This window comes from Pseudonocardia sp. TMWB2A (assembly GCF_017312135.1).
The window spans coordinates 1421362-1439716 of the sequence record NZ_QKQY01000002.1; the positions used below are offsets into that span (position 1 = coordinate 1421362).

General features: G+C 73.9%; 19 protein-coding genes and 1 tRNA gene. 7 read left to right on the top strand and 13 right to left on the bottom strand.

Going from position 1 to position 18355, the window contains the following annotated elements; genetic code table 11:
- Positions 1–34 precede the first annotated feature (34 nt).
- The gene (locus DMP17_RS21070; protein ID WP_226355427.1) at positions 35–466 is read left to right on the top strand and encodes an ATP-binding protein; all 432 of its coding nucleotides are present in this window, start codon (positions 35–37) and stop codon (positions 464–466) included.
- 119 nt (positions 467–585) lie between these two features.
- On the opposite strand, the gene DMP17_RS21075 is transcribed toward DMP17_RS21070, so the two are convergent.
- The 7 genes from DMP17_RS21075 to DMP17_RS21105 form a co-directional block, all read right to left on the bottom strand.
- Positions 586–735 (bottom strand): hypothetical protein, encoded by a 150-nt coding sequence (locus tag DMP17_RS21075; protein WP_157818481.1) that lies wholly within the window; start codon positions 733–735, stop codon positions 586–588.
- Positions 736–829: 94 nt separating this feature from the next.
- Positions 830–2239, bottom strand: coding sequence for a Re/Si-specific NAD(P)(+) transhydrogenase subunit beta (gene pntB / locus DMP17_RS21080; RefSeq protein ID WP_226355426.1), 1410 nt, complete (start codon positions 2237–2239; stop codon positions 830–832).
- A gap of 3 nt (positions 2240–2242) precedes the next feature.
- Positions 2243–3802 (bottom strand): Re/Si-specific NAD(P)(+) transhydrogenase subunit alpha, encoded by a 1560-nt coding sequence (locus DMP17_RS21085; RefSeq protein WP_255656389.1) that lies wholly within the window; start codon positions 3800–3802, stop codon positions 2243–2245.
- Positions 3803–4018: 216 nt separating this feature from the next.
- Positions 4019–4426, bottom strand: a complete 408-nt coding sequence (locus DMP17_RS21090) for a PPOX class F420-dependent oxidoreductase (protein ID WP_337830382.1) — start codon at positions 4424–4426, stop codon at positions 4019–4021.
- A gap of 150 nt (positions 4427–4576) precedes the next feature.
- The gene (locus tag DMP17_RS21095; RefSeq protein WP_255656391.1) at positions 4577–4708 is read right to left on the bottom strand and encodes a hypothetical protein; all 132 of its coding nucleotides are present in this window, start codon (positions 4706–4708) and stop codon (positions 4577–4579) included.
- Between the two features lie 270 nt (positions 4709–4978).
- Positions 4979–6181 (bottom strand): MFS transporter, encoded by a 1203-nt coding sequence (locus DMP17_RS21100; protein WP_337830383.1) that lies wholly within the window; start codon positions 6179–6181, stop codon positions 4979–4981.
- Between the two features lie 144 nt (positions 6182–6325).
- Entirely contained in the window at positions 6326–7327 is a 1002-nt protein-coding gene (locus tag DMP17_RS21105) for a helix-turn-helix transcriptional regulator (RefSeq protein ID WP_226367094.1), read from the bottom strand.
- Between the two features lie 62 nt (positions 7328–7389).
- On the opposite strand from DMP17_RS21105, the gene DMP17_RS21110 reads away from it, so the two are divergent.
- Complete coding sequence (locus DMP17_RS21110; protein ID WP_337830384.1) at positions 7390–8607, top strand: epoxide hydrolase family protein; 1218 nt, start codon at positions 7390–7392, stop codon at positions 8605–8607.
- A gap of 180 nt (positions 8608–8787) precedes the next feature.
- Here the strand turns inward: DMP17_RS21110 and DMP17_RS21115 are convergent.
- Positions 8788–8860, bottom strand: a tRNA-Ala gene (locus DMP17_RS21115).
- 86 nt (positions 8861–8946) lie between these two features.
- Here DMP17_RS21115 and DMP17_RS21120 point away from each other — a divergent pair.
- Together DMP17_RS21120 and DMP17_RS21125 are read left to right on the top strand one after the other, a co-directional pair.
- Positions 8947–9945: a TolB family protein gene (locus DMP17_RS21120; protein ID WP_337830385.1), complete on the top strand. Its 999-nt coding sequence runs from the start codon at positions 8947–8949 to the stop codon at positions 9943–9945.
- Positions 9946–10241: 296 nt separating this feature from the next.
- A complete protein-coding gene (locus DMP17_RS21125) occupies positions 10242–10955 on the top strand; it encodes an alpha/beta hydrolase family protein (RefSeq protein ID WP_337832706.1) in 714 nt (237 codons plus the stop codon).
- A gap of 13 nt (positions 10956–10968) precedes the next feature.
- Here the strand turns inward: DMP17_RS21125 and DMP17_RS21130 are convergent, their stop codons facing one another.
- The gene (locus tag DMP17_RS21130; RefSeq protein ID WP_374228736.1) at positions 10969–11859 is read right to left on the bottom strand and encodes a TrmB family transcriptional regulator; all 891 of its coding nucleotides are present in this window, start codon (positions 11857–11859) and stop codon (positions 10969–10971) included.
- Between the two features lie 166 nt (positions 11860–12025).
- Positions 12026–12748: a FadR/GntR family transcriptional regulator gene (locus DMP17_RS21135; protein ID WP_226355419.1), complete on the bottom strand. Its 723-nt coding sequence runs from the start codon at positions 12746–12748 to the stop codon at positions 12026–12028.
- Positions 12749–12946: 198 nt separating this feature from the next.
- Here DMP17_RS21135 and DMP17_RS21140 point away from each other — a divergent pair, with 198 nt between their 5' ends.
- Both DMP17_RS21140 and DMP17_RS21145 read left to right on the top strand, forming a co-directional pair.
- The gene (locus DMP17_RS21140; protein WP_443217966.1) at positions 12947–13435 is read left to right on the top strand and encodes a gluconokinase; all 489 of its coding nucleotides are present in this window, start codon (positions 12947–12949) and stop codon (positions 13433–13435) included.
- Positions 13432–14934: a GntT/GntP/DsdX family permease gene (locus tag DMP17_RS21145; RefSeq protein ID WP_337830387.1), complete on the top strand. Its 1503-nt coding sequence runs from the start codon at positions 13432–13434 to the stop codon at positions 14932–14934. The genes DMP17_RS21140 and DMP17_RS21145 overlap by 4 nt, the downstream gene beginning before the upstream one ends.
- 6 nt (positions 14935–14940) lie before the next feature.
- Here DMP17_RS21145 and yczR read toward each other — a convergent pair whose 3' ends face one another.
- On the bottom strand, positions 14941–16401 hold the full coding sequence (gene yczR / locus DMP17_RS21150) for a MocR-like transcription factor YczR (RefSeq protein WP_337830388.1): 1461 nt from the start codon (positions 16399–16401) through the stop codon (positions 14941–14943).
- 100 nt (positions 16402–16501) lie between these two features.
- On the opposite strand from yczR, the gene yczE reads away from it, so the two are divergent.
- Positions 16502–17134, top strand: a complete 633-nt coding sequence (gene yczE, locus DMP17_RS21155) for a membrane protein YczE (protein WP_337832707.1) — start codon at positions 16502–16504, stop codon at positions 17132–17134.
- Here the strand turns inward: yczE and DMP17_RS21160 are convergent.
- Positions 17085–17822, bottom strand: coding sequence for a DsbA family protein (locus DMP17_RS21160; protein ID WP_337830389.1), 738 nt, complete (start codon positions 17820–17822; stop codon positions 17085–17087). The two genes, yczE and DMP17_RS21160, sit on opposite strands and share 50 nt — an antisense overlap.
- Positions 17822–18340 (bottom strand): MauE/DoxX family redox-associated membrane protein, encoded by a 519-nt coding sequence (locus DMP17_RS21165; protein WP_226367101.1) that lies wholly within the window; start codon positions 18338–18340, stop codon positions 17822–17824. Before DMP17_RS21165 ends, DMP17_RS21160 begins: the two co-directional genes overlap by 1 nt.
- Positions 18341–18355: the final 15 nt, after the last annotated feature.

Genomic DNA, 18355 nt, shown 5'->3' on the forward strand with positions numbered 1-18355 from the left:
AGTTGCACGGCGACCTGGTGGGTACTGCTCTTCCATGTCCCCGACTCTGCGTGTCGAGCTGCCCGTCGAACCCGGGTCGGCAGGTCGCTCCCGCCGGGAGACCGGGAGGTGGCTCGCGTCGCTGTGCGGGACCGACGAACAGTGCCCGACCGTGCAGGATCTCGTCCTCGCGGTGAACGAGGCCGTCTCCAACAGCATCGAGCACGCCTACGGGGCCGCGGGCTCGGACGGGGCCGCGACGGTCCTGCTGCGCGGTGAGGCCGAGGGGTACCGGGTGCGGATGGAGGTCAGCGACCGCGGGCGCTGGCGCGACCCGCCCACCGACCCCGGCCACCGCGGACGGGGCATCGGGATGATCGAGGCGGTCGCGGAGGACGTACGGGTGGAGCCGGGTCCCGACGGGACCACCGTCTCGTTCCAGGGCCGGATCGGCCGCTGTCCGGGGCTCTGCATCCCCGCGTCCTGACCGGTCCGGGGACCCCCGCGACGACAGGGTCGCCGCACCCCACGCCCGAGGGCGGGTGACGGCGACCGGTTCTCATCGGGCCCGATCCGGCTGCGGACCAGGCGTGGTGGTGCGAGTGGTCAGTCCCGCATGGAGGTGGACGGGTCGTCGGACCGGTGTCCGCGGTGCCCGGCACGGGCGACCGGGGTGTAGCGCCCGTCGTGGCGGGCCTGCTCGCTCTCGGGGTGGGGCCAGGTCGTGTTCGCGTGCTGCGTGCTGCTCTCACTCATGGACACAGAGTGCCCACCGGACGTTCCGGGCAAGCGGAGCGCAGGAGTCGGCTCGGTAACACCTGCGCCCCGCCCGGGTGAAGTCGCCCGCCGGTCAGCCCGACTTCGCGAGGCTCTTGATCGAGGACAGGATGTCCTGCACGCGCTCCTTGGCGTCGCCGAACAGCATCTGGGTGTTGTCCCGGAAGAACAGCGGGTTCTGCACGCCCGCGTAGCCGGTGGCCATCGACCGCTTGAACACGATCACGTCCTTGGCGTCCCACACCCGCAGCACCGGCATCCCGGCGATCGGCGAGCCCGGGTCCTCCGACGCGGCCGGGTTGACCGTGTCGTTGGCGCCGATGACCAGCACGACGTCGGTCTCGGCGAGGTCGTCGTTGATCTCGTCCATCTCGAGGACGATGTCGTAGGGCACCTGGGCCTCGGCGAGCAGCACGTTCATGTGCCCGGGGAGCCGCCCCGCGACCGGGTGGACACCGAAGCGCACGTTCACGCCGGCGTCGCGCAGTGAGCGGGTCAGCTCCGCCACCGGGTACTGGGCCTGGGCGACCGCCATGCCGTAGCCGGGGGTGATGACGACGCTCTCGGCGTTCGCGAGCAGCTCGGCGACGCCGTCGGCGTCGACCTCGCGGTGCTCGCCCTCCACCGCGGCGGCCGCCGAGGAGGTGGCCCCGAAGCCACCGGCGATGACCGAGACGAACGACCGGTTCATCGCCTTGCACATGATGTAGGACAGGTAGGCACCGGAGGACCCGACGAGCGCGCCGGTGATGATCAGCAGGTCGTTGCCGAGCAGGAAGCCCGCCGCCGCGGCGGCCCAGCCGGAGTACGAGTTCAGCATCGACACCACGACCGGCATGTCACCGCCGCCGATCGAGGCGACCAGGTGCAGGCCGAGCAGCAGCGCCAGCACCGTGAGCACGGCCAGGATCCACACCTGCGGCGAGACGACGAAGAACACCGTCAGCACCGCGAACGCCACGAGCGCGCCGAGGTTGAGGACGTTCTTGCCGGGCAGCATCAGCGGCGCCGACTTGATCTTCGCCGACAGCTTCAGGTAGGCGATCACCGAGCCGGTGAAGGTCACCGCACCGATGAAGACGCCGACGGCGACCTCGGCGTGGTGGATGCCCAGCAGCGAGCCCTCGAGCTGCAGGTGACCGGACTCGACCTCCAGGAAGCCGTTCCAGCCCACCAGCACCGCGGCGAGGCCGACGAAGCTGTGCATGAGCGCGATGAGCTCGGGCATCCCCGTCATCTCGACGACGCGGGCCCGCCAGAGCCCGATCGCCCCGCCGACGACGACGGCGACCAGCAGCAGGGCGACGCCCAGCCCGGACGCCTGGCCGAGCGCGACGACGGCCGTGGCGACCAGCGCGATCGTCATGCCGGCGATGCCGAACAGCACCCCGGAGCGCGAGGTCTCGTGCCTCGACAGCCCGGCGAGGCTGATCACGAACAGGATCGCGGCGATCAGGTACGCCGCAGTGGTCCACGTCTGCACGGCTCAGCTCCTCGTGAACATCTGCAGCATGCGGCGGGTCACCGCGAAGCCACCGACGATGTTGATGGCGGCGAGCAGCACCGCGACCGCGGCGAGCCCGATGACCAGGGCGTCGCCGCCGGTGCCGATCTGCAGGATCGCGCCGACAACGATGATCCCGGAGATCGCGTTCGTGACCGACATCAGCGGCGTGTGCAGCGCGTGGTGCACGTTGCCGATGACGTAGAAGCCGATGACGATCGCCAGCACGAACACCGTGAGGTGCCCGGCGAGCTCGGCCGGGGCCAGCGCCGTGACCGCGAACAGCGCCAGCGCGCCGACGATCCCGGCGGCGAGCCCCGCGTACGGGGACCGCGGCTTCTCCGGCTCCTTCTCCTTCGGCTCCTCGGCCGGCTGGGTCGCGGGCGCCGCGCTCACCTTCACCTCGGGCGGCGGCCAGAGCGTCTCCCCCGCGTGCGCGGTGGTGATGCCGCGGACGACGGTGTCGTCGAGGTCGAGCGCGAGCCGCCCGTCCTTCTCCGGGGTCATGAGCTTGAGCAGGTTGAGCACGTTCGTGCCGTAGAGCTGCGACGCCTGCGCGGGCAGCCGGGCGGCCAGGTCGGTGTAGCCGACGACCGTCACACCGTGGTCGGTGACGACGACCTCGCCGGCCACCGAGCCCTCGACGTTGCCGCCCTGCGAGGCCGCCATGTCGACGACCACGCTGCCCGGGCGCATCGACGCGACGTCCGCGGCGGTGATCAGCTTCGGCGCGGGGCGCCCCGGGATCAGCGCGGTGGTGATGATGATGTCGCAGTCCGCGGCCTGCTCGGAGTAGATCTCGGCCGCGCGCTTGTCGTAGTCCGCCGAGGTGGCCTTGGCGTAGCCGTCGGTGGAGGCCTCCTGCTCCACCTCGACCGCCAGGTACTCGCCGCCGAGCGACCGCACCTGGTCGGCGACCTCGGAGCGCGGGTCGGTGGCCCGCACGACCGCGCCCAGGCTGTTCGCCGCGGCGATGGCGGCGAGCCCGGCGACGCCCGCCCCGGCCACGAGCACCTTCGCCGGCGGGACCTTGCCCGCCGCGGTGACCTGACCGGTGAAGAACCGGCCGAACACGTGGGCCGCCTCGATCACCGCCCGGTAGCCCGCGATGTTGGCCATCGACGACAGCACGTCCATCGACTGGGCCCGCGAGATCCGCGGCACCGCGTCCATCGACAGGGCGGTGACGCCCTGGGCGGTGAGCGCCTCGGTCCGCTCGGCCTCGAAGCGCGGCGCGAGCATGGCGATCAGTACCGAGCCCTCGCGCAGCTTGCCGATCTCCTCGGGCGCCGGCGGGTTGATCATCACGATGATGTCGCTGTCCCACACGGGACCGTCGACGACGTCGGCACCGGCCTCGGCGTAGGCCTCGTCGGTGAAGCCGGCGTGGGCACCGGCCCCGGACTCGACGGTGGCGGCGTAGCCGAGACCGACGACCTTCGCGACGGTCTCGGGGCTCATCGCCACGCGGGTCTCGGGCTCCGCCTCCGCGGCCACGCCGATCCGCATCGCCGGTCCCGACGGCTCAGGGCTGTCGCTCATGCACTCTCCTCGATCTCGCGCGCGCGTCGTCGCTCGCGCCGGTCGCGGGCCTTTCGGAAGGTAATGCCGGAACCGGGCGCGTGCAGTCACGACTGCGTCACAGGCCAGGATCCCACCCCTTCGTACGGGCAGGCGGTGCCGGGCGGGAGCGTATCGCGAAGATCGTGCGTGCGGACCCGTCGTCGGGAGGGGCCGACCGTCCCGGGCCGGGACCGGTCATCCCCCGGGATGCACGATCCGGTCGACGACGATGGTCAGGAGCAGCCGCGTCCCGGCCCCACCGCCGAAGCCCGGGTACGGCCGGCCCAGGTACTTCTGCGACAGCTGGTCGATGTGCTCGGCCGCACCGTCGGTGGTGGCCGCGACGCACCGCCCCCGCACGCTGATGTAGCGCATGGGCTGGTCCGGATCGGCGACGGCGACCGAGACCCGGGGGTCGCGGGCGAGGTTGCGGGCCTTCTGGTGGGTCTCCACGGTGTTGATCAGGATGTGCTCGCCGTCGGTGTCGCACCAGGTCTGGGCCAGCTGGGGCGAACCGTCGGGCATGGTCGTGGCGACCCAGCACGGGGACGCCCTCCGGAGGAGGTCGACCAGGTCGTCGGGCAACGGCGGGGGTGCGCTCATGGGGCAGCCTCCCGGGGATCCGGTGGACGTCGGCGGGGCCGTCGGCGCGGACGTCACGGTAGTGGCCCCGGGCGGCCGCCGCCCGGATCCGGTTCTCCCCGCCGTCGACGTGGAGGTCGGCGCCGAGCCCGACGCGGGCCGCACGGGTACTCAACGTGCCGACCCGTGCCCGGCGGACTGCTCCAGCTCGGCGCGGACCCGCTCGACAGGCGCTGCCTCCAGGACCTGCTCCGACGTCGGCTCCCGTGCCGAGCGGAGCTCGTCGATGAGGGGGCAGATCATGCCCGGACCGCAGTGCGGGCCCGGAACCGACGGCAACGAGCGCCGGTTCGGTACCGGGCGCGGCCGGGGTGCCGTGGGCATCGGTGGAGCCGGCGTGGGCGCCGGCCCCGGACCCGACGGTGGCGGCGAAGCCGGGACCGACGACCTTCGGGACAGCGGGCCCCGGTCAGGGTCTCCCCCGACGAGCCCAGGTGCGGCAGCGGCCACCGTTCCCGGCAGCTCGACCGACCAGTCCGGGCAGCACGACCGGCCGACGGTCGTCGAGCAGGATCACAGCTCTGCCGGGCTGGTCCGTCGGCCGGTGAGGACGGCGAGCGCCGCGCCCGCGGCGGCCATCACGGCGCCGACCGCCAGCCAGCCGAACGCGCCGGTCGCGAGTACGAGTGGCAGCACGAGCGCCGGTCCGACGATCCGGGCGAGCGAGGCCGCCATCCCGAACACGGCCTGGTACTGGCCCTGGGCGCCGTCCGGGACGGAGCCGAACGCGGCGAACCACGTCGCCGCCCCCGCCCCGATCTCGCCCGCGGTCAGCACCGTCACCCCCATGAGCACCAGCACCGCGGGCAGCACCACTCCGCCCGCACTGCCCGCGAATCCGATCAGGACACATGAGACGAGGAGCGCTGTCCCTGCGACCACGGCCGAGCGCCGGGCGGCCGCGGCGGTGACGATCCGCGCCGCCCAGGCGGTCTGGACGAGCAGGACGAGGACCGTGTTCAGCCCGAGCGCGACGGCAGCGATCCATTCCGGGGCGCCGGTCCGTGTGGCCACCCAGAGCGGCAGGATCACGCTGAGCACCGGCATCGTGAGCTGCAGCAGTGCGGACAGGCCGGTCACCGTGACGAACCGGCCGTCGCGCAGGGCGGTGAACCCGGGCCGTCGGCCCGCTGCGACCCCGCCCGCGGTCCCGGCCGAGGCGGGCAGCCCGGCGAACAGCACCGCGCAGGCGAGTGCCGCGACCGCCCCGCCCACGAACGTCGCCCGGTAGAGCACCGCCGAGTCGACGGCCAGCACCACTGCGCCCCACACCGTGCCGAGACCCATCCCGGCGTTGAGCAGTGTGTGCAGTACTGCCCGGGCGCGTACCCGGTCCTGCGGCGGCACCATCGCGGCGACGACGGCCTGGCGGACCGCGCCGATCCCGGCCTGCGCGACGACGAAGCAGATCGCTCCGGCGGCGTAGGAGACGAGCCCGCCGGCCAGCGCGTAGACCACGAGCGCGACGACCACCAGCCCGCTCAGCCCGACGCCCGCCCGTCGCAGACCGATGGCATCCGCGAGCACCCCGATCGGCACCGACAGTGCCAGCGCACAGGCTGCGGCCGCGGCCAGCACGATCCCGACCGTCTCCGCGGCCAGGCCGACCCGTGTGCTGAAGTACAGCACCGCCGTGGCCAGTACTGCGCCGTCCACTGTGGACCCGACGAGCTGGGTGATCCGGACCCGGCGGACGGTCCGCGTGACCTCGCTCACCGGGGAATCATCGGGCCGCGCCCGGGATCGGGGCAAGCAGGATCGCCTCGGCGCCCACGTCCGGCCCCGCCCGCAGATCACCGAGAACCGGTGGTTCGCTGCCCGTCGGGCCTCGAGCGAGGACGATCACGCAACGGCCACCGTCTACCGGATCCCCGGTGGATCGGTGTCGTCCCCGTCGGCGACGGCACCGGCGTACCGTCCCGCCAGTTTGCGCAGCTCGGCGGCCAGTTCCGGGGAGTCGTGCACGGAGAAGTCCAGGTCGAGCATGGACAGGTATCGCAGCAGCGTCGCCGGATCGTCCGCGCCGGTGTCGAGCCAGCACGATCGGGCGTCGATCGTGGTGAGTGTGCCGGCCGTGCGCGGTAGTCGCTGCGCCACGGCCTCCATCGGTGCGTGCAGCCGGATCCGCGCGAAGAACTCCCACGTCGCGCGAGCAGCGCCGTGAGCGACCAGTTCGTCCATGCCCTGCGGCGGTGGAGGGCGGGGGACGAATCGCGGCCCGTTCGGTACGCACGGGGTCAGACGGTCGACGCGGAGGACCCGCCAGTCGGCCGATCCGCGGTCGTAGGCGGCGAGGTACCAGCGGCCGAGCAGGTGCGCGATCTGGTAGGGCTCCACCACCAGCCGGGTCGTCGCGCCACTGTTGTCCACCAGGTCGACGCGTAGGCATTCGTGGTCCCGGCGGGCCGCCACCAGCGCCGTCAGCACGGCCGGGTCGACGGTCGCGCCACCGGGCAGGCCGGTCAGCGAGCCCGGCACGGTGACCGTGTGCGCGAGCAACGTGCCGATCCGGTGCCGCAGCCGGGACGGCAGCACCGTCTCCAGCTTGGCCAGCGCCCGCACCGCGGTCTCCTCGATGCCGGCCACGGTTCCGCCGGCGGCGGTCCGGAGGGCGACGGCGACCGCGACGGCCTCGTCGTCGTCGAGCAGCAGCGGAGGAAGGGACCCACCCGCACCCAGCCGGTAGCCTCCGCCGACCCCCGGTACGGCCTCCACCGGATAGCCGAGTTCACGCAGCTTCTCCACGTCGTTGCGCACGGTGCGGGCGGAGACGCCCAGTTCCCCGGCGAGGTCCGCGCCCGTCGACGGGTGGGCCTGCAGGAGCGAGAGGAGGCGGAGCAGACGCGCCGAGGTCGACATCATCGACGACGAACCTAGCCGCTCGCGGAACGAAATCTGCCGCATTGGCTCCTACCGTTCCGGACATGACGAACAACGGCATCCACCCGTTCCGGATCGACGTCGCGCAGACCGAACTCGACGACATGCGGGCGCGTATAGCGAACACCCGCTGGGCCCGCGAGCTGCCCGGGCTGGGCTGGGGCCGGGGCGTGCCGACCAGCTACCTGCGCCGGATCGCCGAGTACTGGCAACACACGTTCGACTGGCGCGTGGCCGAGACCCGGCTCAACGCGCTGCCGCAGTTCGTCACGGAGATCGACGGGCAGCCGATCCACTTCGCGCACGTGCGCTCCCCCGAGCCCGAGGCGCGACCGATGCTGATGCTGCACGGGTGGCCCAGCTCGTTCGCCGAGTTCCTCGACGTCGTCGGCCCGCTCACCGACCCGGTGACGCACGGCGGCCGTGCGGAGGATGCGGTGCACCTGGTGCTGCCCTCGTTGCCCGGATTCGGGTTCTCCGCGGTCACCGAGGCGGGCTGGGGAGACCTGTTCCGGGTCGCCGGGGCGTTCGCCGAGCTCATGACGAGGCTGGGCTACGACCGATTCCTCGCCCAGGGGACCGACGTCGGCTCGGGCGTGGTCGCGATGCTGCCGATGGCCGCGGCCGGACGGGTGATCGCCACCCACGTCAACGGTCCCACCCCGTTCCCGCTCGGCCCGGAGGTGTCCCTCGACGGGCTGGCGGGCGGCGACCTCGACCGCGCGCAGCGGTTCAACACGTTCCGCGACGACGGCACAGGCTACCTGCACATCCAGGCCACCCGGCCACAGACGATCGCCTACGGGCTCACGGACTCCCCCGTCGCGCAGCTCGCGTGGATCGTGGAGAAGTTCGCGGAGTGGACCGATCCGTCGCACGAGCTGCCCGAGGACGCCGTCGACCTCGACCTGCTCCTCACCACCGTGAGCCTGTACTGGTTCAACGAGCTGGGCTGGTCGACCGCGCACACGCTCTACGAGGGGATGCAGGCGTACAAGGCCTTCGCTCAACCGGCCGGGGACAAGGAGGTGGGCTGGGGCGACTCGGGTGGGTGGAGCGACGCGGGCGGATGGACGCCGCCGCCCGCCCCGCCGTCCGCGGTGTCCGTCTTCGCGGCGGATCTGTCGGTCCGTCGCGAGGTGGACCCGGCTGGTGCGCACGCAGCGTGGACGGAGCACGACCGCGGTGGGCACTTCCCGGCGATGGAGGTGCCGGAGCTGCTGGTGACCGACATCCAGGAGTTCTTCCGCGGACGCGATTGACGTGGATCGGGCCGCACGGGCCACCGGGCATCCGGTCCTGACCGGCCTCCCGCCCCGGGATCGGATCCTCGTCACGGCGTGGCGGACCGCCGGTGCACGATGCGGAAAGAGCTCACCACGGCCACAACGTCAGAACCCCGACCTCTGAAAGAGATCGGGGTTCTGATGATTCGTCTCGGGTGGAGCTGAGGGGATTCGAACCCCTGACCCCTTGACTGCCAGTCAAGTGCGCTACCAGCTGCGCCACAGCCCCTTGCGACATGAAGAACACTACACGGGCCGGTTTCCGGCTCGGAAAGGGGGGTGCCCCGGGCGGCACCGGCACCTACCGTCGGCCCCGTGCAGCCCTCTGACATCGGACGACTGGTCACGCTCGGCGCCCCCGCGGTGTCCCCGGACGGCACGGTCGTCGCCGTCGCGGTCCGCCGCGTCGACCTCGGCGCCAACCGGTACCGCACTGCGATCTGGCTCACCCCGACCGACGGGAGCGGTCCGCCGCGCCGGCTGACCGGCTCCGAGCACGGCGACTCCTCCCCCGCCTGGTCGCCGGACGGGACGCGGCTGGCCGTCGTCACCGGGCGGGAGGGCGGCGGCGCGCAGCTGCGGGTGCTGCCGATCGGGGTCCCGGGCGAGCCGGTGGTGGTCTGCGAGCGTCCGGAGCCGGTGTCCGAGCCGGTGTGGTCGCCGGACGGCACACGGATCGCGTTCGTGTCCCGGGAGCGGGCGGCCCGCTGGGCCACCGGCGACGACGACCGGGCCCGCGAGCCGCGCCGGATCGACCGGCTGTTCAGCCGGCTGGACGGTGAGGGGTGGATCATCGACCGGCCGTCGACGGTGTTCGTCGTCGACGCCGGGGGTGGCGACCCGGTGGCCGTCGCGGGCGGGCCGTACGAGCACTCGTCGCCCGCCTGGTCGCCGGACGGGCGGACGCTGGCCGTCGTCGCGGACCGCGAGCCGGACTGGGACCTGGACGAGACCGCGCGGATCTACTGGTCGACGCCACGGGCGGCGGGGACGGGCCGCGGCGGCTCACCCGCACCGGACGCCATCACACGCACCCGTCCTGGTCGCCGGACGGCACCCGGCTGGCCACCCCGGCCTCCGACGACCACCTGGCGACCCCGGCGCACGCGTCGCCGGCGGTGGTCGACGTCGCGACCGGGCGGGAGGACGTCCTCGCGACCGGCATCAACCGCACCTGGCGGCCCTTCCCCGGCGCGCGCCCCCCGATCTGGGACGACGGTCACCTGCTCGTGTCCTGCGAGGACCGTGGCGGGGTCCACCTGTACCGGGTCGCGGCCGACGGCGCGGGGGCGGGCACCGCGCAGGCGCTGCTGACCGGCGAGCGGGCGGTGACCGCCTACGACCGCGCGGGCGGGACCACCGTCGTCCTGGTCACCGACCACGACCATCTCGGCGAGCTGCACGTCACCGACGACGGGTCGCTGCGCCGGCTCACCTCGCTCACCGAGCCCTTCCACGACGCCGTGCCGCGCGGGCGCACCCCGGTGCGGCTGGCCGTGCCGTCCCCGGCCGGGGACGGCGACGTCGACACCTGGGTGCTGCTGCCCGACGAGCCCGCCACCGGCGACGGCGGGCGGATCCCGGTGCTGCTGTCGATCCACGGCGGCCCGATGACCCAGTACGCCGACGCCTGGTTCGACGAGTTCCGGCTGTGGGCGGGCGCCGGCTACGCGGTCGTCTGGTGCAACCCGCACGGCTCGACCGGCTACACCCAGGACCGGGTCCGGGCGATCCGCAGCCCGCTGGCGGAGACCGCACCCGGGACCGGGTGGGGCGGGATCGACGCCGACGACGTGCTCGCCGCGCTCGACGGCGCCCTCGCGGCCGTCGACCGGCTCGACCGGGACCGGGTGGGCGTCCTCGGCGGGTCCTACGGCGGCTACCTCACCTCGTGGCTGGCCGCCCACCACTCCGCCCGGTTCGCCGCCGCGTGCAGCGAGCGGGCGGTGAACAACCTGGAGTCGCTGGACTGGAGCTCCGACGCCGCCGGGTGGTTCGGCCACGAGCTGGGCCGCTCGCTGCTGGACGCGCCGGAGGAGTACCGGCGGATGTCTCCGCTGCACCACGTCCGCGGCATCGATGTGCCGATGCTGATCCTGCACTCCGAGGACGACCTGCGGTGCCCGGTCGAGCAGGCCGACGCGCTGTTCGTCGCGCTGCGGCTGCTCGGGCGGGCGGTGGAGTACTGGCGGTTCCCGGAGGAGAGCCACGGGATGTCACGCGACGGGTCGCCGCGCCACCGCGTCCAGCGGGCGCAGATCATCCTCGACTTCTTCGGCCGGCACCTGGGTGGGCGCAGGCCGGAGCAGGTGCCCGCGGGCTGAGCCCCGGGGCCGCTCAGCCGGCCCGGCTCCGGTCGTCGTCGTCCTCGTCGGTCCCGTCGGCGCCGTCGAGGTCGCCGACGGTGTCGGTCTCCGGGCCGACGGAGCGGGGCGCGCCGTCGGTGGCCCGGACCGGCTCGCCGACGGGCTCGCGGAGCCGTCGCAGGGCGGGGTCGTCGACCCAGAACTCGTCGAACCCGTGCTCGGCGAACCGGTCGGCGACGCGGTGGATCGCGATGTCGTGGCGCACGTAGAGGTGCGCGAGCAGCACCGCGGCCGGGTCGTCGGTGTAGAGGCCCCAGGTGCGGTCGGCGGTGAGCCCCCCGATCACGGCCTGGTCCCGGTCCGCGACGACGATGAGCATCCGCCGACCGAGGTTGTCCTCGACCGCCGAGGGCTCGGAGTAGCGGTGCTCGGTGTGCCAGCCGACCGGGTCGTCGTCGGGGCCGAAGACGACCGTGGCCACGTCGACGCCGTGCTCCTCGGCCCGGCGGATCGTGGGCTTGAGGGCCTCGACGTCCTCCGGCCAGCCGAGCACGTACAGCTCGGAGCGGGCCGCGGCGGCGACGTCCTCGGCCCGCTCGAGCAGCATGCGCCGCTCGGTCAGCGAGTGCACCAGCCGCACCTGCGGTGGCGCGGTCAGCCGCGGGATCTCGTTCTGCAGGATGCCCAGCGTGCGGTCGAAGTCGCGGCGCATCCGCTCCAGCAGCGTCGCGGGCGGCAGCGGGACGTAGCCGGTGCCGTCGGCGGCCCGCACCTCGAACGCCGCGCCGCGGCCGACGAGCTTGCCCAGCGTCTCGTAGACGGTGCTGCGCGGCACCCCCGACCGCTTCGCCACCTCGTAGCCGTTCACCGCCTCGCCGGCACTGACCAGGGCGACGTAGGCCTTCGCCTCGTACCCCGACATGCCCAGACGTTGCAGTTCTTCCGTCACCCGCCGTACGGACATTGCGAGATCATCTCACTCATTCGGCACCGTCCCGCGACGTGGTGCCGCGGCCCCGTCGCACACGACGGTCTCCCCTATGATCGATTGCGGACGACGGATTGATACGTCCGAATCCGCACCATCATCACAATCGGGGACCCGGAGCGCGCGCCACACCGGCCCGCATCGCCGCGTCCGCCTCACGCAGGATCTCGCGCATCGCCGCTCCGGCACCCGCCGGGTCACCGGACCGGACGGCGTCGGCGACGTCGCGGTGCAGCCGGATCGCGTCCGGCTCCGGCCGGCTGGGCATCAGGTGGTGCCGGGTGCGCCCGGCCAGCACCTCGGCGACGACGTCGCCCAGCGCGGCCACCATCTCGTTGCCCGAGGCCGCGAGCAGCGTGCGGTGGAACACGACGTCGGCCTCCAGGTAGGCCAGCAGGTCCCCGGACCGCCCGTGCACGGTCATGTCCATCACCGCGCCGACGAGCACACCGCACTGCTCGGGGGTGGCCCGGTCGGCGGCCAGCTCGGCGGCCAGCGGCTCCACCCCGCAGCGCAGCTCGGACAGCGACCGCAGCTGCTCGTCGCGGCCGGGACCGTCGAGCCGCCAGCGGATCACCCGCGGGTCGTGCACGTTCCACTGCTCCCGCGGGGCGACCGTCGTGCCGACCCGGCGCCTGCTGCGCACCAGGCCCATCGACTCCAGCACGCGCACGGCCTCCCGGACGACGGTGCGCGACACGCCGTAGCGCGCGACCAGCTCCTCGGCCCGCAGGACCTCGCCCGCCCCGATGGTCCCCGCGGCGATCGCGGTACCGAGCCGGTCCAGGACGTCCCCGTGCAGACCCTCCGTTGCGCCACCCACGAGCCGAATCGTGCCACTATATCGTCGCAGCGAGGCGATTCGACATACCTGAACCGATTCGGTATTGAAAAAGTACTACTTATGACCGACGCTGGTCCCGCAACGGGCGGGGTACCCCCGGTCCGTGTGCCGATGCCGCCACACCCGTGAGGAGCCGATGCAGTGACGCAGCAGCCACCCCGCCCCCTCGTCGTCGTGATGGGGGTGTCCGGCTCCGGGAAGTCCACCGTCGGCGCCGCCCTCGCCGACGCACTCGGTGTCCCCTTCACCGACTCCGACGGCCTGCACCCGGCCGCGAACGTCGCGAAGATGACCCAGGGGATCCCGCTCACCGACGCCGACCGCGAGCCCTGGCTCGACGCCGTCGGCGCCCGGCTGGCCGAGCACACCGGCACCGGGCTCGTCGTCGCCTGCTCGGCGCTGCGCCGCGCCTACCGCGACCGGCTGCGCTCGCACGCGCCGTCGACGGTGTTCGTGTACCTGTCCGGCGACGCCGCCGTGCTCGCCGAGCGCATGGGCGGGCGCTCCGGGCACTTCATGCCGACCGCGCTGCTCGACTCCCAGCTGGCCACCCTGGAGCCGCTGGCCGCCGACGAGGCCGGGACGACGCTGGACATCCGCCGGCCGGTCGACGAGATCGTCGCGGGCGCCGTCGCCGTGACCGGGCCGGAGGTGGCCCCGCGATGACGCTGCACCCCGCACTCGTCCTGGCCGCGGAGCAGGCCCAGCCGGTCGCCTCCGCCGGTCGCCTGGTGACCGCCGCACTGGTGGGCATCGTCGCACTGGTCCTGCTGATCACGCGGTTCTCCCTGCACCCGTTCCTCGCACTGACCATCGGCTCGCTGCTCGTCGCGGGCGTGGCGGGCATGTCGATGGGCGACGCCGTGGAGGCCTTCTCCGACGGCTTCGGCTCCACCGCCGCGAGCGTCGGCACGCTGATCGCGCTGGGCGCGATGTTCGGCAAGCTGCTCGCCGACTCCGGCGGTGCCGACCGGCTGGTCGACACGATCGTCTCCCGCTCCGGCCCGCGGACGCTGCCGTGGTCGATGGCCGCCGTCGGCGCGCTGATCGGCCTGCCGATGTTCTTCGAGATCGGCCTGGTCATCCTGATGCCGGTCATCTTCCTGGTCGCGCGCCGCGCCCAGGTCTCGCTGATCGCCGTCGGCATCCCGGCCCTGGCCGGGCTCTCCGCCATGCACGGCCTGGTCCCGCCGCACCCCGGCCCGCTCGCCGCGATCGGCATCCTCGACGCCGACCTGGGCATCACCCTGGTCCTCGGCGTGCTCGTGTCGATCCCGGTCGTCGTCCTGGCCGGGCCGCTGTTCGCCAAGGTCGCGGCCCGCTGGGTCGACGTGTCCCCGCCCGCGCTCTTCGAGTCCCGGGTCGCGGCCGGGAGCAGCACCGCGTCCGGCGGGTCGGCCGGCGCCACCACCGGCACCGACCCGGACACCGGCTCCGGCAGCGGCTCCGGCGACGACGCCGCCGTCGACCGCGACGCCCCGGACGGCGGGCCCACCCGGCGCCCCGGGTTCGCCGCCACGCTGCTCACCGTGCTGCTGCCGGTCGTGCTGATGATGGGCAAGGCCGTCGGCGACATCGCCGCGCCCGAGGGCAACCCGGTGCGCGCCGCGCTGGACTTCGTCGGCACCCCGCTGGTCGCGCTGCTGCTGTCGGTGCTGGTCGCGATGGTCACCCTCGGCACCGGATCCGGCATGAACCGCGCCGGGATCATGGGCTCGCTGGAGAGGTCGCTGCCCGCCATCGCCGGCATCGTGCTGATCGTCGCCGCGGGCGGCGGGTTCAAGCAGACCCTGGTCGACACCGGGATCGGCGCGATGATCGCCGGCTGGGCCACCGGCGCCGGCATCTCCGCGCTGCTGCTGGGCTGGCTGGTCGCGGTGGCGATCCGGCTCGCGACCGGGTCGGCGACCGTCGCGACGGTGACCGCCGCGGGCATCCTCGTCCCGCTGCTGCCGACGCTGGACCCGACCCAGACCTCGCTGCTGGTACTGGCGATCGGCGCGGGCTCGCTGTTCTTCTCCCACGTCAACGACGCCGGGTTCTGGCTGGTCAAGGAGTACTTCGGGCTCACCGTCGGCCAGAACATAAAGACCTGGTCGATCATGGAGACCGTCATCTCGGTCTCCGGCCTGGTCCTGGTGCTGCTGATCGACCTGGTGATCTGACCCCGCTCAGACGACGACGCCGGCCCGGGTCGCCGGGTCGGCGCCGGTCGTCCGGCCCGGCCCGGCGACGTCGCGGGCGGTGCGGGCCAGGCGCCGTACCGCCTCGGCCGTCACAGGCCCGGGGTGGGTGAAGGGCACCCGCAACCGGTCGGTGAACGCGTGCCCGGCCCCGAACCGCGGCCCGGGCGCCAGCACCAGACCGTGTCGCGGGGCGGCCGCGGTCAGCGCCGTCGAGACGTGCGCACCGAGGTCGCACCACAGCGCGAGCCCGCCGTCGGGGACGGTGAAGTGCCAGTCCGGCAGGGCCGCGGCGAGCTCGGCGACCAGCACGTCGCGCCGGGTGCGCAGCACCCCGACCCGTTCGGCCCGCAGCACGTCGAGCCGCTCCAGCACCTCGACGGCGACGAGCTGCTCCAGCACCGGCAGCGCCAGCTGGGCGCGGGCCAGCCGTCGTCGCATCCGGGCGGCGCGCTCGCGGCCGGCCCGGATCCAGCCGATCCGCAGCCCGCCCCAGGCGATCTTGCTCAGCCCGCCGACGGTGACGACGTCGTCGGGCCCGGCGGCGTGCGCGGCACACGGCAGCGGCCCCGTGGCGCCCTCGCGCAGGTCCAGCTCGGCGAAGGTCTCGTCGACCAGGGCGACGGTGCCCTGGCGGGCGAGGCGCTGCACGAGCCGGGCGCGGGCGTCGTCGTCGAGGAGGCGGCCGGTGGGGTTCTGGAAGTCCGCCATCAGGTACGCGACCCGCGCCGCGGTCTGCCGGGCGGCCCGCGGCAGCACGGTCTGCGGGGTCGCGTCGGCACCGTCCGCCGACACCGGGACGGCGACCGCCCCCGCGTCGGCGACGACGTCGAGCGCCGACGGGTAGGTGGGGTGCTCGACGAGCACCCGGTCGCCGGGCCCGGCCAGCTCGGCGACGACGATCCCGATCGCCTGCAGCGCCCCGCCCGTCACGACGACCTGCTCCGGCCCGGTCGGGAGCCCCCGGGCGGTGAACCGGTCGGCGATCGCGGCCCGCAGCGCGGGCAGGCCGTCCGGGCCGTAGCCGTGTCCGGCCAGCTCCGCGGCACCCCGTTCGACGGCGCGGGCGACCAGGTCGGGCAGCACCGCGGGCGCGGCGGGCGCGGCGTGGGCGAGGTCGATCGTGCCGCGGTCGACCGGCCCCGGCGCCCAGACCCCGTCGACGCCCCCGGTGCGGTCCGGGAGCCGTACCCAGGTGCCCGACCCGTGCCGGGCGTCGGCCCAGCCGTCGTCGCGCAGGTCGCGGTAGGCGCGGGCGACGGTGACCCGGCTGACGCCCAGCGCCTCGGCCAGCGCCCGCTCCGCCGGCAGCCGGGTGCCCGACGGCAGCCTGCCGTCGCCGGTCAGCACCCGCACCGCGTCGGCCAGCACCCGGTACGCCGGGCCGCGCCCGCCGTGGACGTCGCCGCACAGCGCGGCGAGGCGCTCCGCCCCGATCCCCTGCGTCATTCCCGATCCACTTTCGTTCGAGTGGCACGGTGACGACAGGCCACCGACAGAGGCAGCATGCCATCTCGTGACGATCGGCAGCTCCCGCTGGTCGCTGCGGATGCCGCGGCGCACCCGGCGGCTCACCCAGCTCGTGGCCGGCCTGGTCGCCTACGCGGTCTCGATGACGCTGATGATGCGCGCGGCCCTCGGCTCGATGCCGTGGGACGTGTTCCACCAGGGCGTCGCCGGCCGTACGGCCCTGTCGGTGGGCGCGGTGACCGTGGTCGTCGCGGTCGGGGTGCTGCTGCTGTGGATCCCGCTGCGGGAACGGCCAGGACTGGGGACGGTGGCGAACGTCGTCGTCATCGGGGCCACGGTGGACACCGCGCTCGCGGTGCTGCCCGCCCCGGAGGCGCTGTGGCTGCGGGTGGCGTACGCCGTCGCCGGGATCGTGCTGAACGCGGCGGCGACGGCGGCCTACATCGGGGTCGGGCTGGGGCCGGGCCCGCGGGACGGGCTGATGACCGGGCTCGCGGCCCGCACCGGCCTGTCGGTGCGGCTGGTGCGGACCGCGATCGAGGTGACGGTCGTGCTCGTCGGGTGGGTGCTCGGCGGTGTCTTCGGCCCGGTGACGGTCGTCTACGCGCTCGCCGTCGGGCCGCTGGTGCAGTGGTTCCTGCCGCGCTTCACCGTGGGTGCGGTCAGCCCGTCACCTTCGACAGCCAGTCCCCGTTGCTCAGATCCATCTTGACCCCGTTCACCATCACCGTCGGGGTCCCGAAGCGGCCGCCGGGCGCCACCGCCGGGTCGGCGACGGCCGCCTTGGTCGCGTCGGCGATCGCCTGGCTGTTCGCCTGGCGGGTGACGCAACCCGCGAAGTCGCCCTTGGCCCCCAGCTCGGTGCCGAGCGCGGTCAGCTCCTGCACCGTCTTCCCGGCACTGCCCTCGGTGGGCTGTTCGGTGTAGAGGCGGGAGTGGTACGCGGGGAAGATCCCGGCGTCGGCGGCGCACAGTGCGGCGTTGCCGGCGCGGGTCGAGTAGCCGGGCGGGGTCGAGCGCTCGTCGAGGATCACGATGTGGTGATAGTTGATCTTCGCCTTGCCCTCGTTCACCGCGGTGGTGAGCTGGTTCCCGACACCGCTCTCCAGCTGCTGGCAGGCGGGGCAGAGGTAGTCCTCGTAGAGGTCGACGGTCACCGGTGCCGCCTGGTTCCCGGCCTTCACGACGACGCCGTCGCGGGTCACCGGGTAGGTCGCGACGGTCGCCCTCTGGTAGTTCTGGTACAGCACGTAGACGCCCGTGGCCAGGGCGATGACCAGCACGAGCGCGCCGATCCCGAGGTTGCGACCGAGCCCGCTCGAGGTGCGTGCGGAGCTGATCCCCGCCGCCTGCAGCCGGGCCTGCGCGGCCTGTCGGCGCTCGCGCTCACTCTGTCCCATCAGTGCTCCTCCGTCGCGTCCGCCGGCGCCCGCCGGTCGTGGTCGTGTGCCGCGGCCCGGTCCCCGCGCCCGTCGAGGGAGAACAGCGTCCGCGGGCGCGCCACCAGGTACACCGCGGCCGCCGTGAAGGCGAGGTCGCGCAGCAGGGACAGGCCGTAGCCGGTGTCGTCGGGGTCGACCGGCCCGCCACCGCCGAAGCAGCCGCAGTCGATCGCCAGCCCGCGCGCCCACGCCTGCACCAGCCCCGCGACGAACGCGAGCAGCAGCACGGTGCCCACCACCGCGGCGAGCCGGGTGGCGAGGCCCGCGAGCAGCAGCAGGCCGAGTGCGATCTCCAGCGGCGGCAGCAGGGTCGCGACCGGCACGACGAGCGCGTTCGGCAGCACCCGGTAGGCGGCGACGGCGACGGCCGTGGTGAACGGCTCGGACAGCTTCACCGCCCCCGACACCAGCCAGACCGCGGCCAGCCCCAGCCGCAGCACGGTGCCCAGCACGTCGAGCGGGCGGGCTGCGGTCACGACCGGGAAGCCTAG

Coding starts and splice junctions, on each gene's coding strand:
- DMP17_RS21145 (WP_337830387.1), top strand. CDS start 13,432: ATGACGCTGCACCCCGCACTCGTCCTGGCCGCGGAGCAGGCCCAGCCG.
- DMP17_RS21070 (WP_226355427.1), top strand. CDS start 35: ATGTCCCCGACTCTGCGTGTCGAGCTGCCCGTCGAACCCGGGTCGGCA.
- DMP17_RS21075 (WP_157818481.1), bottom strand. CDS start 735: ATGAGTGAGAGCAGCACGCAGCACGCGAACACGACCTGGCCCCACCCC.
- yczR (WP_337830388.1), bottom strand. CDS start 16,401: ATGACGCAGGGGATCGGGGCGGAGCGCCTCGCCGCGCTGTGCGGCGAC.
- DMP17_RS21085 (WP_255656389.1), bottom strand. CDS start 3,802: ATGAGCGACAGCCCTGAGCCGTCGGGACCGGCGATGCGGATCGGCGTG.
- DMP17_RS21095 (WP_255656391.1), bottom strand. CDS start 4,708: ATGATCTGCCCCCTCATCGACGAGCTCCGCTCGGCACGGGAGCCGACG.
- DMP17_RS21140 (WP_443217966.1), top strand. CDS start 12,947: ATGGGGGTGTCCGGCTCCGGGAAGTCCACCGTCGGCGCCGCCCTCGCC.
- DMP17_RS21160 (WP_337830389.1), bottom strand. CDS start 17,822: ATGGGACAGAGTGAGCGCGAGCGCCGACAGGCCGCGCAGGCCCGGCTG.
- yczE (WP_337832707.1), top strand. CDS start 16,502: ATGCCGCGGCGCACCCGGCGGCTCACCCAGCTCGTGGCCGGCCTGGTC.
- DMP17_RS21110 (WP_337830384.1), top strand. CDS start 7,390: ATGACGAACAACGGCATCCACCCGTTCCGGATCGACGTCGCGCAGACC.
- DMP17_RS21130 (WP_374228736.1), bottom strand. CDS start 11,859: ATGTCGGGGTACGAGGCGAAGGCCTACGTCGCCCTGGTCAGTGCCGGC.
- DMP17_RS21105 (WP_226367094.1), bottom strand. CDS start 7,327: ATGATGTCGACCTCGGCGCGTCTGCTCCGCCTCCTCTCGCTCCTGCAG.
- DMP17_RS21125 (WP_337832706.1), top strand. CDS start 10,242: ATGACCCAGTACGCCGACGCCTGGTTCGACGAGTTCCGGCTGTGGGCG.
- DMP17_RS21090 (WP_337830382.1), bottom strand. CDS start 4,426: ATGAGCGCACCCCCGCCGTTGCCCGACGACCTGGTCGACCTCCTCCGG.